Origin of the sequence: [Clostridium] aminophilum (assembly GCF_900101295.1) — a bacterium.
In the GTDB taxonomy this organism is placed as follows: Bacteria; Bacillota; Clostridia; order Lachnospirales; family Lachnospiraceae; genus Clostridium_R; species Clostridium_R aminophilum_A.
This window is the reverse complement of sequence record NZ_FOIL01000064.1, coordinates 1-13552: the sequence shown is the minus strand read 5'-3', so window position 1 is coordinate 13552 and position 13552 is coordinate 1. Positions and strand designations below refer to the sequence as shown.

The 13552-nt window shown below is 51.2% G+C and carries 8 protein-coding genes and 1 pseudogene; 5 read left to right on the top strand and 4 right to left on the bottom strand.

Annotation, left to right across the window (positions count from 1 at the left end):
• Positions 1-415: 415 nt before the first annotated feature.
• The 3 genes from BMW41_RS12520 to BMW41_RS12505 form a co-directional block, all read right to left on the bottom strand.
• A complete protein-coding gene (locus tag BMW41_RS12520) occupies positions 416-3355 on the bottom strand; it encodes a hypothetical protein (protein WP_207646896.1) in 2940 nt (979 codons plus the stop codon).
• A 337-nt stretch (positions 3356-3692) separates the two neighbouring features.
• The gene (locus BMW41_RS12515; protein ID WP_143050877.1) at positions 3693-5930 is read right to left on the bottom strand and encodes a collagen-binding domain-containing protein; all 2238 of its coding nucleotides are present in this window, start codon (positions 5928-5930) and stop codon (positions 3693-3695) included.
• 673 nt (positions 5931-6603) lie between these two features.
• On the bottom strand, positions 6604-7347 hold the full coding sequence (locus BMW41_RS12505) for an SIMPL domain-containing protein (RefSeq protein WP_177171242.1): 744 nt from the start codon (positions 7345-7347) through the stop codon (positions 6604-6606).
• A gap of 232 nt (positions 7348-7579) precedes the next feature.
• Between BMW41_RS12505 and BMW41_RS12500 the strand changes: the two genes are divergently transcribed.
• The 5 genes from BMW41_RS12500 (at position 7580) to BMW41_RS12480 (ending at position 13150) form a co-directional block, all read left to right on the top strand.
• A complete protein-coding gene (locus BMW41_RS12500; protein ID WP_242870353.1) occupies positions 7580-7969 on the top strand; it encodes a GntR family transcriptional regulator in 390 nt (129 codons plus the stop codon).
• A 136-nt stretch (positions 7970-8105) separates the two neighbouring features.
• On the top strand, positions 8106-8816 hold the full coding sequence (locus BMW41_RS12495) for an ABC transporter ATP-binding protein (RefSeq protein WP_074650415.1): 711 nt from the start codon (positions 8106-8108) through the stop codon (positions 8814-8816).
• Positions 8801-9610, top strand: a complete 810-nt coding sequence (locus tag BMW41_RS12490; protein WP_074650413.1) for a hypothetical protein — start codon at positions 8801-8803, stop codon at positions 9608-9610. The genes BMW41_RS12495 and BMW41_RS12490 overlap by 16 nt, the downstream gene beginning before the upstream one ends.
• Positions 9611-9918: 308 nt before the next feature.
• The gene (locus tag BMW41_RS12485; RefSeq protein ID WP_074650411.1) at positions 9919-12537 is read left to right on the top strand and encodes a cation-translocating P-type ATPase; all 2619 of its coding nucleotides are present in this window, start codon (positions 9919-9921) and stop codon (positions 12535-12537) included.
• Positions 12538-12784: 247 nt separating this feature from the next.
• A complete protein-coding gene (locus BMW41_RS12480; RefSeq protein ID WP_074650409.1) occupies positions 12785-13150 on the top strand; it encodes a hypothetical protein in 366 nt (121 codons plus the stop codon).
• A 153-nt stretch (positions 13151-13303) separates the two neighbouring features.
• Here the strand turns inward: BMW41_RS12480 and BMW41_RS15365 are convergent.
• Positions 13304-13552: pseudogene (locus BMW41_RS15365) on the bottom strand (group II intron reverse transcriptase/maturase); the annotation flags it as partial.

Here is a 13552-nt window from a genome sequence, read left to right as displayed (position 1 = left end):
CGCGTCCGTGAGATCTCCCCGGGTACCCACACGTTCTTTCACACTTATACCTGTCCCGTCTACTGTTGGCGTTCCGTGCAGTTTTTGGACTTTGGCTTGTTTGGCAGCCTCATCCACGCTTCACAGCCTGTTCGGGATTCCTGTTCGTCAGGCCAGCGCTTTGCCTCGGGCTTCCTTCAGACCCACACCTCACGGTGGAGCCCTTGCCTCTGGCTGCATCCTTCCCACTGCCGGGCGGATCAGGGACTTTCACCCCTTAGAACGTGCGCCCGCCGGGCGCACCAAAAAGGTGGCCCGCCTGCGGATACACCGCACACGAGCCACCTTTGGGTGGTATATTCAATTTCGTCGGAAACAGATCCCGACCGGGTTATGCCCTCCGCAGGGCTGCATTCCGGTCAGCCGGAAAACATACTCATCTGACTTTCCGACTGTGCTTTCTGCGGATAACCCAATATGCACCGAGCGCTGCTGCGGAAAGTGCACTGATCGCCTCCCACATGAACATCTGACGATCATCGCCGGTCTGCGGAGCTGCCCCCTCCATCGGTACCGGAGTACTCATTCCGACTGCCGGTGACATCGGTACTGCACCGGAGATCTCTGTCAGCGGTTCCGATTCCGCTGTGTTCTCCCCGGCATCCTGCGGAATTGCCGGCTGATATATGCTGAGACTGATATGATTGCTGCCGCCGCGGGAACTGCTGCCGGAAGATCCGCTGCCGCTGCCGGAGGATCCACTGCCGCTGCTGGAAGATCCGTTGCCGGTATTGCCGCTCTCCGGCAGTGCGGGTGTTACCGCCGCCGGCTCCTCACTCGCATTGGTCGGTTCCTCTGCCGGGTCCGTGGATCCCTCTGCCGGATTTGTCGGCTCCTCACTCGCATTGGTCGGTTCCTCCGCCGGGTCCGTGGATCCCTCTGCCGGATTTGTCGGTTCCTCACTCGGGCTTGTCGGTTCCTCGCTCGGATTTGTCGGCTCCTCACTCGGGCTTGTCGGTTCCTCACTCGGGCTTGTCGGTTCCTCGCTCGGATTTGTCGGCTCCTCGCTCGGGCTTGTCGGCTCCTCCGGCTTCTCATACTCGAAGAGATATCCGTCGTAATGATAAGAATCCTGCTGCCGTTTCAGAACATACCCGACAAAATAAAGTCCGCTCTCCATCTCATCCGAAGGAGAACCATCCGCTTTCGAAACATAGTATTCCTCGTTTGTGGGCAGGATCACCTTACCATTCTCATCCTTGATCACTTTCCAGTAGATCCATGTGTTGCAGGCCGGATTCTCCGCCGCTTTCAGAGAGATCCCCTTTCCGGAGGTCTCATTCTTAATCTTTTTTCCGTTTACGATGATATCAACACCCTTGTTCAGGTGATCATACTGGAAAACTTCCTTTGCAACCGCTGTTCCGTTTTCGACCGTCTCGGTGGCAATGGCATATTTCACATACTGCCGGTAGAGGATGTATGGGATATCCCGCCGCTCATCCTGATCCAACTCATTATGCAGGTGAATGAAATGGGACGTCGGTCTTCCCACAACGTTACCGTTCTCGTCATACTCCCGATCATTTAAATACGCATATTCTGTCGAATTTTCCTTTGTTGTCTGCGCAGGGAAAAATGTCTTCTGAGCCACCAGCAGCGAATCCGCCCATTTTTTGAAATTCTCTGCTACAGCCTTTGCGGCATTCGCCTTTTCCATTTCTTTCTGCGCGGTTTCCAGTCTGGCCTCTGCTTCTGCAATCATCTCCTGAAGTTTTTCAAGATCCAGCGATTCAGCCGAGAGCAGATCGCGGTCAGAGTCCTTCTGCTCGTCTTCCCTGTTTTGTTCCGCCTGCTTTTCGTAAAGCTGCTCTTTGATCCCCTCAAGTTCCGCTTTGGTCTTGTCGTAGTTGTCCTTGGCGGCATCCGCGCGATCCCTGATGTCCTTCATCGGCTTTTCCAGTGCATCAAGAACCCTCTGCTGCACGCTGACATTGTTCAGGATTGATGTCACATTGGCATCCACCGCTGCAGCCACCGCCTCGCCGGCAGCACTCCTCGCTTCTGAGTACAGCGCTTCCGCACTTTTCAAACTTTCCTGAGAGTCAGCGATCTTTTCCGCCGCATCGGAGATGGCATCTTTCGTCTCCTTACTGTCAAGTATTTCCGCCGCCTTTGCGATGTCTTCATTTACTTTCTTTTTGGTCTGATCATCATATACATTGACATTTTTCTTTTGTGCTGCTTCTTCCGCACTTACCGAATCCGTCCGGTATACATAATTTCCGTTCTTATCTTCCACATAGCGTCCGGTCAGGCCGTATTTTTCAGCCAGATTATTAAATGTATCCACAGAATCCTTCAGATTCTGTCTGGTCTTATCAACCACTTTCTTGAGGTCCGACGCCGCAGATACCGCCGCAGACGCTGCGGTGTTTGCCTCCTTTACCGCATCGTGGACCGCCTGCGCCTTGGCCAGCGCTTCCTCGCCCTTTTCCGCTGCTTTTGTCAGATCAACCGTATCGGTATCAACCGAGAGTGCCTTATCCAGCGCTTCTTTCGTTTTTTCCGCTGCTTCCCTGGCATCATCGGCTTTTTTCTTTGCGTATTCATCCACCGTGAGCTCTGTTGTTTCAGATCCGGATTCTTCACTGCTCTCTGCGTGATCGGATGTCTTCACTTTCTTTCCGCCGACTTCGGTTCCCTTCTCTGTGATCACAACCTGATCGACTGTTTTTTTAGCTTCCTCGTCGACCTTCTCCTGATCCTCTTTCACAATCTCATTGTGCTTTTCTACCGCGGAACAGACTGCTTCCGCCTCTTCTGCCGTATCGAGAGTTTCCGGCAGTTTCTCCTGAATCTCCTCGACGGAATCCGCCAGTTTGGAAGCCTCCCTCGCGTCCTCTTCCGCTTTCTGATATGCTTCGCTTATCTTCGGAGTGACATTCTCAGCATTTTTTTCCGCCGTCTTCTTCTCCGCCTCCGCATTTTCTTCATCAATGGCTTTCTGTTCTTCTTCCGAAAAAGCCAGCTCCTCGTTCAATACCGGTTCCTCGATCTGCTCACATCCGGTATTGCCGGTCTTTTCATTCAGACTTTCCTGCTTCTCTTTCGCATTATCGGCTTTTTCCTGATCCGGTACGTCCTCAGAAACCGGAACATTCTCTCCGTTCTGTTCCGGATTCGCTTCCTCATTCTTCGCTTCTTCCGGCTCCCCTTCACTCGCTTTGTGACCGGAATCTTCTGCCTGCTTCGCTTCTTCCGGTTCATCTTCATTCGATTTGCGGCTGGAATCTTCTGCCTGCTTCTCCTCCGCTACATCCGCTAAAACCGTAGCCGGGTTTACTGCTGTCAGTGTTCCCGCAAGAACGGTCATAAAAACACGGTTCAATGTCTTCCTCTTTGCCTTTTTCATTTGTTTTCCCTCAAATTTAAGCTGTTTTCTGAATTATTCAATCCTTGCAAACAAATATAGAATAATACTCATTATTTTGTAAGTAAACCCCTTTTTATCACAAAGGATTGAATATGATTTTTTTTATGATATTTTTTCGCGGTACGCATCAGAGTTCTCGATTCCTACTTCAGTTTTGCATTCGTTTTTTCTTCTCTGTCCCCATAAATTGAAAAAAGCCCGTCGGATGCATCTTCCAACGGGACTTTTTTTCATAAAACCGGCAGGCGGCTTTTTCGATATTGCTTTATTGTGTGCGTCATGCCTTTCTCTTCCGTTTTGCGGCATAATATCCGCCGAGAAGAACGGCATCCACAAGTCCGGCCAAAAGCCACAGGTCCGCATGGGATTCATCCCCTGTCTGCGGAGCCGCAACTCTCACCGGCTCCTCCGGCACCGCCGGAGTAAACACTTCCGGAATCTCCGGAACATGTCTGTCCATCACCGGAGTTTCCTCCGGATCCGCTTCAGGCACTGACATCGGTATAAACGGGATCACCGTCTTGCCGGTGGAATGACTTCCGCGGCTGTGGGAACCTCCGCCGCCGGAACCGCCATGAGAATGATCCTGCGGCACGTCCGGTGTCATCGGCTTCTCACTTGGAGTTGTCGGCTCTTCGCTCGGGGTCGTCGGTTTCTCGCTCGGGGTTGTCGGATCCTCGCTCGGAGTCGTCGGATCTTCGCTCGGAGTTGTCGGATCCTCGCTCGGGGTCGTCGGCTCTTCGCTCGGGGTTGTCGGCTCTTCGCTCGGGGTCGTCGGTTCTTCACTCGGATTTGTCGGTTCCTCGCTCGGGGTCGTCGGCTCCTCACTCGGGGTCGTCGGTTCCTCGCTCGGATTTGTCGGCTCCTCACTCGGAGTTGTCGGCTCCTCACTCGGGGTTGTCGGTTCCTCACTCGGAGTTGTCGGCTCTTCCGGTATCTCCGGGATAATCGGTTCTTCCGGCACCTCAATTTCCGTACCTTTGACAGCCATGTGTACCTCTCCGGTATGTTTGATGGTGCTTCCCACGATCCGTCCGCTCTGGACATCTCCTCCCGCTTCAACCTGCGCAAACGGTGCAAGGATATTTCCCGACCAGAGATTGAGTTTCAGAACACCGTCGAAACTTCCGAAATTCCATGTGAGACAGGCCGCCCTGCCATCATAACCCTGAAATCGGTTAATCTCTCCTCCGTGAGAGAGATCAAGAACCCTGGTGTTGTTCTGTGAATCAACGAGCACATCCCTTGCGTCAATCACCACATTGATCAGGATATTCACCAGATTGTCATTCTTTGTGATCAGACTGTTCAGAGTTTCCTTGATCACGTTGGTCTTTTCCGCTGATCCGCCGCAGGCCAGAAAACCGGCGCCAACCGTAACGGCAAGAATGGAATCGTTATCCAGTTTCTCTTTGTCGTCCAGAAGCTCCGCGGTTTTCCGGAGTTTGGTCAGATCATCCTCCGCGGAGGACTCCTCTTTCATCGAATCGATGAGTTTCTGTCCCGCCTGACCGATCTTCTCCAGGTTTTCGTCAAACTTCATGACGTCTTTCAGATTCTTAAAGCGATTATCGCTGTCCGTCAGTTCTTTCAGCGCCTCATCCCGGAGTTCACCGTTCTCATTCAGCATTTCATCCTGAATAACGACAGCGCTGAAATGATTTGCCGCTCCGCTCTCTTCATTCACTGCATGAGATGCGTTCTCTCCGAGCACAATCTTGGAATTATTGGACTGAGGCTGCTGTTCCTCACCGTCCTTTTTCCACTGTCCGGCGTTGGAACAGGAGGTGATCTGAACGCCCTCCGAGGCGCTGCCGATATAAGAATACCCGTTTCGGGCATAATCGATATCTACCTCTCTCTGTTCCTCTTTCCCGACCGTATTTGCAGCATACTGATTTTCTTTATTCATGACGCAGGTGCTGGCGTCCAAATGCTCTACCGCAATGTTGCCGTCCTCATGTCCGATGGTTCCCTTCAGTTCTTTTCCGTAAACGGCAAAATCCGAAGTGACATTCTGTGCGTCCATGAACTCTTTTATATTTTTTGATGCCTCCGACTCGGCATTCAGTTCCTGAAGCTCACCGTTCCTGTCGACGGTCATCGTGCTCTTTTCCTGATAATCATCGGCATTTGTCATCTTTTCCTCAGCGTGGTCTGCACCGTTTTCCTCCGGGGCTTCTTCCGCCGTGTCGTTATCCATGGGGGCTGAAGATTGGTTTTCGGTCTCCGGATCCAAACTGCTGCCGTCGGAATCTCCGTCTGATGCCGGCGCTTCTGTTTCCGGATCGGTAGTACCGCTTTCCGATTTCGGTTCGGTTGCATCCCCTGCATTTTCCTGCCCGGAAGTGCTGTCGCTGCTCTCCTTGCCCTCCTTTTCCGAATCAGTGCCTCCCTCGCGCTCAATACCGGAAACGGTGTCCGCAAGCGTAACTGCCGGATTTCCTAACGCAATTGTTCCGGAAAGAAGTGTAACCATTACGCGATGAAATTTTGCCTTACTACCTTTTTTCATAATCCCTCTTTTGGAGCTCAAATCATAATATTTGCTCTCAATATTTTTTGTGATTTCCGCAACGTGTGCAAGAATAACACCTTTTATTTTTTGCGTAAACTTCTTTTTTGAATTATGATTTTGATTGTGATAGTCCGGGAAAAGATCTTCTGTTTATAATCGGAATTTGGGTTTTGGTCACCGGAAACAGAATAGATTCCGGAACGTTTTTATAAAAAAAATAATCTTTTTTATCTTTTTCAAAAAGTGTGATACTTTTGTGAAGATCACTATGTTATCGTATGACCATACCTCCGGTGCTTGCAGGAAAAAAATTCTTTAGCCATGCTTTTTCCACCCAAAAAAGCGCTCCACCTATTTTTTCCACCATTCTTTCCCACCGCGGCATGGAGGTTTTAAAAAGTTATGAAAGCTCTGGCAGTTTTCCCCCAAGTAAAACTGCTGGAGCTTTTCTTTAATTAATGATTTTTATATTTTTTTGAAAAATTTCCCATAACATATCGAGCCGGAACACGCTTTGCGGTTTTCGCCGTTGCTCGCATAGAACAAAGTCCGCGGAGCGTTTTGTTTCATAGGGAATTTCGGAGAAATTTCCTATGAAATAAAAACGCTGCCCGCGTTTTTTCGCGGACAGCGCTGGGGCATTTTTCATTTTTCCTGTTTGATTTCTCCGTCACTTCAGCTCGTATGTCACGTTGACTTCCGCCCGAACGGCCTGTTCGCCCGGCTGAATCGACACCATACTCTCCTGATCTTTCGTCATACCGGATATCATACTGTTTGTCTGATAGTACCGGGAACTCTCATCCTCGTATCCTTCCGTCATCATCTTAATCGATCCCAGCGTCTTTCCGGATGCCTTGGCAAGCGCTTCCGCCTTCACATTCGATGCATCCACCGCCTGCTTTAATGCCTCCTGATAGATTTCATCATATTTGCTGGAAGAATAACTGATCTCACTGACGCTGTTGATGCCCGCCTTAACGCCTTTTGTCAGAATCGTGCCCACATCCTCAATCTTCTGATCCGAAATGGTGAGAGTCGCTCCAACCTGATATCCGATAATCTGCTGACTGTTTCCATACCCATAGTCGTACTGCGGGTACATGGTGTAATCGGAGGTGCGGATGCACTTCTCATCAATATTCATCGATTTCAGTGTTTCGATGACCTGATTCATTTTCTCCGTATTCTCTTTCTGGGTATCCTCCGCCGATACTCCTTCCGTGTTCACAGCAAAAACAATCTTTGCCATATCCGGAACAACATTCACACAGCTCTTTCCGGTTACGGTAATCTGATTGTCTCCGGTTCCTGTCTGCGTCTGCGCCGTCTGTCCGGCCGCTCCCGCACAACCGGCCGCGCCGAGAACCAGAACTGCCGCTGCCGCCATCGCAAGTTTTTTATACTGATTCATTTTCATCCTCCTCTTCGACCACAATGATCACGAAACGGTCTGTCTTTTACGCATCATTATTATATCAGAAGCATACTCCTCGATGTCTGACAATAACCTTGATAAGATATTACAAAATCTTTTTATTTTTATTGTACTAATGCATTGACACAATGATGGCCACGTGTTATCATCCCATTGTACTAATTCAGTAACACAATCACTTGGAATCCTATCCTGAATGGAGGCATACATGATGAAATGGGAATTCAAAGATGGTATTCCGATTTATCTCCAGATCATCTCGCACATGCGAAATGACATCGCCAGCGGCGTCATGCCGCCCGGAAGCCGGATTCCGCCGGTCCGGGCCTTTGCCGGAGAAATCGGCGTCAATCCAAATACCATGCAGCGGGCCCTGACGCAGTTGGAGTCGGAGGGGCTCCTCTACACACAGCGAACCAACGGACGATTTGTAACGGAGGATGAGACCGTGATGAAAAAACTTCGAAATGATCTGAGTGAAACTTATATTCGCGAGCTCTTTCGGAATCTGGAGCGGCTCGGAATGAACCGGAAAGACATTGTGGAGGCAGTACGCCGCTGGAATGAACAGCCGGAGCACAGATCTTCCATTGATTAGGAACCGGTCTGCCGGCAAAGATACGGCATTCGCCAGAGTTCCATAACAATACGGGATCTGAACCGCCCTCACGAAAACACTACGGGATTTTTATAGAAACCATGAAAATCCGAATCGAACAGAAAGGGGAATTTGAATGAGTCTTCTTGAATGCAGAGGTTTAACCAAACGCTACGGCCGTACCGCCGCTCTATCCTGTGTCGATCTGACGCTGGAGAGCGGACGGATCATCGGCCTCGCCGGGCCCAACGGCAGCGGAAAAACAACACTGATCAAACTGATTCAGCATCTTTTGACACCGACCTCCGGAGAAATATTGGTGGACGGAAATCATCCGGGAACGGAGACCAAAAAGATTGTCTCTTATCTTCCGGACCGGGACTTTCTTCCGGACTGGATGAACCTGCATGAACTTCTCACGTTCTATGAGAAATTCTTCGCAGATTTTAACCGTGGAAAAGCCATGAACATGCTCTCTCACCTTGGGCTGGAGATCGACAGCAATACACCGTTAAAGAAGATGTCCAAGGGAACGCGCGAAAAAGTCCAGCTCATCCTGACCATGAGCAGAGATGCAAAAGTCTATCTGCTGGACGAGCCGATCGCCGGCGTCGATCCGGCAACCCGGGATTACATTATCCGGACGATCATCACCAACTACAGTGAAAATTCTCTCGTCCTCATCTCCACGCATCTGATTGCTGATGTGGAACCGATTCTGGATGAGGTTGTTTTCTTAAAAGAAGGATCGCTTTATCTGCACGAAAGCACCGATTCGATCCGCGAACGTACCGGACAGAGTATTGATCATTATTTCAGGGAGGTATTCAAATGCTCGGAAAACTGATTTCTTACGAAATGAAAGCATTCGGCAGAATCATGCTGCCGCTCTATGGTGCGCTGCTTGTCTTATCCGTCATCCTTGGTATCGGCTTTCAGACTTTTCCTCAGACGGTTCTCTCCGGAAGAGGCTTTGCCGGCTTCGGATTTCTCACGCTGGTCTTCCTCTTTGTCTCGGTCTGCATCGCAATCTTTGTCATGACCGCCACCCTCGCGGTGACCCGTTTCTGGAAAAATCTGATGGGACATGAAGGTTACCTGATGTTCTCTCTTCCGACCGGGATCGGTACAATCATTTCCGCCAAGACCATATCCGTTCTGATCTGGAGTGCGCTCTCCGCAATCAGCGGCCTTCTGTCCATGACCGTCTTCGCCATGTTCTTCATCCGGGACCTTCCGTCCAACGACGAACTGCTGCGGATCATCCAGTTCGTTATGGAAGGGCTCAGAAATTATCTGCCGGATCTGATCATGTTCCTGATTCTCATCGCCGTATCCCTCGCATTCTTTATCATGCGGATCTATGCGTCCATCGCCATCGGCTGTCAGTGGACCAGTCACCGCCTGATCGGAAGCGTTCTCGCGTTTATCGGTCTTCAGATTCTCGAAAACGGAATCGGTTCCATCCTGCTGGAGACCGGTTCTCTCTCCGTTGAACTCAGCGAACTCTTCTGGGACCTCACCCACAACTGCAGTTCGATCGGACTCCAGTCGATCTTTATCACAGGCCTTCTGATCGGAACGCTGATCTACGGTGCTGTCACATATTACTTTATTGACCGCCGTCTGAATCTGGAATAATCCAGCCCGGCGCTTTCAAAAAAGCGCCGGAAACGCTGCACCTGTCTTTATCTTATATTACAGAGATTCCGGAGAAATGTCCTGCCGCACAGATCTCCGCTCCCGGTCTGCCGTTTAGGCAGACCGTTTTTTTACGCAGCAAACTGCTCTCTCCGAATTCGGTTCCGCTGAACTATACAATGTTACAATGAACTGAAACACTTGACGTTCCGCTTATACTAATGATAATTTTATGTTTCAGCATTATAATCAGAGCGCCCTCCCCGGCGCTGTATTTTAATGAGACCGAACCCTCAGGAGGCCCCCCTATGAAAAACTGGCATACATTCACGGAAGAACAAACCCTCGAAGCACTCTCGACCCGGCGCAGCGGTCTGACCGATGAAGAGGCTGCGGAGATTCTGTCTCAATGCGGTCCCAACGCGCTTGCAGAAGAGAAAACAGAAAGTGCTCTTCGCATCTTTCTCGGACAGTTCCGGGATCTCATGGTAAATATTCTCATCATCGCCGCCCTGATCTCGATGATGACCGGCGACACGGAAAGCACGCTGGTTATCTTCGCGGTTCTGATCCTGAATGCGATCCTCGGAACCGTTCAGCAGATCCGCGCCGAAAAGTCTCTGGATGCGCTGAAAGCGCTCTCCTCCCCCTCTGCCAAGGTGATCCGCGGCGGACACCGTGTGGAGATTGATTCCGTCCGGATCGTTCCGGGGGACATTCTCATCGCCGAGGCGGGGGATCTGATCGTCGCCGACGGACGGATTCTGGAGAACTATTCGCTGCAGGTCAATGAAAGCTCCCTCACCGGAGAATCCACCAATGTGGATAAAACCGACGGGGTGCTCAGCGGGGATCTCCCCCTCGCCGACCGGACTAATATGGTCTATTCCGGTTCCCTCGTCACATACGGACGTGCCGTGATCGCGGTCACAGAGACCGGAATGAATACAGAGATCGGAAAAATAGCCGACCTGATGAATCAGACCAAAGATCGGAAAACTCCTCTTCAGCGCAGTCTTGACGACTTTTCGGCAAAACTTGCCGCCGGCATCCTTGCCATCTCGGCCTTTCTCTTTGTTCTCGGCATCTTCCGCGGAATGACGATTCTCAACTCTCTCCTCTTTGCGGTGGCCCTCGCCGTCGCTGCGATTCCGGAGGCGCTGAATTCCATCGTCACCATTGTCCAGGCCATGGGCACACAGAAAATGGCAAAGCAGAATGCCATCATCCGAAAACTGAGCGCAGTGGAATCCCTCGGTTCCGTCTCCGTCATCTGCTCGGACAAGACCGGAACACTCACCCAGAATAAGATGACGGTTCAGGAAATCTATGTCGGCGGTCAGCTTCTCCGGGCAGAGGACCTGAATATGCACAGTCAGACCCACCGTTATCTTCTCTACGGAGCCGTTCTCACGAACGATTCCACCCTCTCGAAGGGAAAAGGGATCGGCGATCCGACGGAATACGCGCTTTTGGAAATGTATAACAAGGTGAAGGGACTCGCCCAGGAGGACGACGGCCTCCGCCTGACCTACGAGGATCTCCGCACCCTCCTCAGCAGGACCGGTGAGGTGCCGTTCGATTCCGACCGGAAACTGATGAGCACCAAGCATTCCATCCACGGAAGTCCCACGGTCTTCACCAAGGGTGCTGTCGATGTGCTTCTGGAGCGCTGTGACCGGATTCGGGTCTCTGACGACCGGATTCTGCCCATGACGGAAGAGGACCGCCGGCAGATTCTTCGTCAGAATGATACATTTGCGGAAAACGGTCTCCGCGTTCTCGGCTTCGCCTACAAAGAATCCGATGAAGATCTGACTGCGGAAACCGAATATCACTATACCTTTCTCGGCCTGATCTCCGAGATGGACCCGCCCCGCCCGGAATCCGCGGACGCCATTCGCCGTGCCCGGGAAGCCGGAATCCGTACCGTCATGATCACCGGCGATCACAAAGTGACCGCAGCCGCAATCGCAAAGAAAATCGGAATTTTCCGCGACGGGGATCTGGCGGTAACCGGTCTGGAGCTGGACGCCATGAGCGAGAAGGAACTCGAAGACAAGATCGAAAAGATTGCGGTCTACGCCCGCGTTTCACCAGAGAATAAGATCCGCATCGTCGAGGCATGGCAGAAGAAAGGCAAAATCGTATCCATGACAGGGGACGGAGTCAATGACGCACCGGCATTAAAAAAAGCCGACATCGGCGTGGCGATGGGAATCACCGGCACGGAAGTATCCAAAGATGCTGCTTCCATGATTCTGCAGGATGACGATTTCGCCACGATCATCAAGGCGGTTGCCCACGGGCGGACGATCTATGAGAATATCAAAAATGCCGTCCTCTACCTGCTCTCGGGAAATCTGTCCGCCATCGTTGCAGTGCTGTACACATCGATGTCCGCACTTCCGCTTCCGTTTCTGCCGGTTCAGCTCCTCTTCATCAATCTGGTGACGGATTCACTCCCTGCACTCGCCATCGGAATGGAACCGGGAGCGGCCGATATCCTGAAACGCAAGCCGCGTGATCCGAAGGAAGGTCTCATGGACAAAAGTTTTGTCACCAAAATGATCCTGCAGGGACTCCTGATCGCCTGCGCCGTCATCGCAGCCTACCGGATGGGACTTCGCGAATCCGACCGAATGGCCTGTTCCATGGCTTTCCTCACGCTGACCGGGGCAAGACTTCTGCACGGCTTTAACTGCCGGCAGAACGCCAGCCTTCTGCGGCTTGGAATGACCAGCAATCCCTATAGTCTCGGTGCGTTCGGTCTCGGCCTTCTCCTGATTGCCTTCACGGCATTCACCGGGGTGGGACGAAATCTCTTTTCCGTCGCTGTTCTGGACGCTCCGCACACCGCGATCATTGCTCTCTGTGCCGTCATCCCGACGATTGTGATCCAGATTGTAAAAATCGTAAGAGACTGAATCTACCGTCCTTTTAACCAGCGGACTTTGTTCATTTACTACAAAATAATGACATTATGTCACAAAGACGTCATCTATTCGTAAGATTGCACTGTAAGCCTTGATTTTACTGCATTTTCTTCCTCTTGTGTCTTGTCACCCAAGTTTACATGAAAGATTTTTTGCTATAAAATTGATTCTGTTCACATCAAATGTGATATTTCAGAATTTGCATGTTCATTCATGCCAATCATGAAAGGGGAAAAACATGAAAAAAAGAATCGCTTTTGCAGCAATGATCCTCGCTCTGTCTGCCGGTTCCGTCCTTCCGGCATTTGCGGGTCAGTGGAGAAATTCCGGCAAGACACGCTGGTATCAGTTCGACGACGGCTCTTATCCGAAGGAAAAGTGGGAGCAGATCGACGGCACATGGTACTTCTTTGACGATAACGGATATCTGTTCCGCGGATGGCACAATATCAAGGGATACTGGTACTACTTCGACGGTGACGGCCGTATGCTCGCAAACACCTGGATCGGAAATTACTATGTCGGCTCCACCGGTGCCATGCTCGCAGACTGCATCACACCGGACGGCTACCGCGTCGGCCTGGACGGTAAGTGGATCCCGTAATCCGGCACATATGAAGAGCGCATCAATATAAGAACAAAATCCGGACAAATTCGAAATTCCGGATCATCATATTCCGAGCTCGATCGAGTAGGAGGGGGTGATTAGCCCCCGTCCTCTCACACCACCGTGCGTACCGTTCGGTACACGGCGGTTTCAATAGTTGACGTGCACTGACTGGTACGCGATGGCTAAATCATAAAAGCCTGAACGTATCAGTCTTTCTTTTGACAACGCTCTTTTCACCGTTGTCGTGTTGACCGTTCTCCAGTAGCCTTTCCGGCTGTTTGCCGCCATGTTAGCAAAGTACTCGGGTATCCCAAGACTGATGAGATGCCGTTTCTTCGTCCTTGGCAGTTTCCACTGCTTCCAGATGCACATGCGGATCCTTCGGTACAACCAACC

Bases quoted from the DNA above. Each gene is read 5' to 3' on its own strand.
- BMW41_RS12520 (WP_207646896.1), bottom strand. From the start codon at position 3,355: ATGACCGTTCTTGCGGGAACACTGACAGCAGTAAACCCGGCTACGGTT.
- BMW41_RS12515 (WP_143050877.1), bottom strand. From the start codon at position 5,930: ATGAAAAAAGGTAGTAAGGCAAAATTTCATCGCGTAATGGTTACACTT.
- BMW41_RS12505 (WP_177171242.1), bottom strand. From the start codon at position 7,347: ATGAATCAGTATAAAAAACTTGCGATGGCGGCAGCGGCAGTTCTGGTT.
- BMW41_RS12500 (WP_242870353.1), top strand. From the start codon at position 7,580: ATGATGAAATGGGAATTCAAAGATGGTATTCCGATTTATCTCCAGATC.
- BMW41_RS12495 (WP_074650415.1), top strand. From the start codon at position 8,106: ATGAGTCTTCTTGAATGCAGAGGTTTAACCAAACGCTACGGCCGTACC.
- BMW41_RS12490 (WP_074650413.1), top strand. From the start codon at position 8,801: ATGCTCGGAAAACTGATTTCTTACGAAATGAAAGCATTCGGCAGAATC.
- BMW41_RS12485 (WP_074650411.1), top strand. From the start codon at position 9,919: ATGAAAAACTGGCATACATTCACGGAAGAACAAACCCTCGAAGCACTC.
- BMW41_RS12480 (WP_074650409.1), top strand. From the start codon at position 12,785: ATGAAAAAAAGAATCGCTTTTGCAGCAATGATCCTCGCTCTGTCTGCC.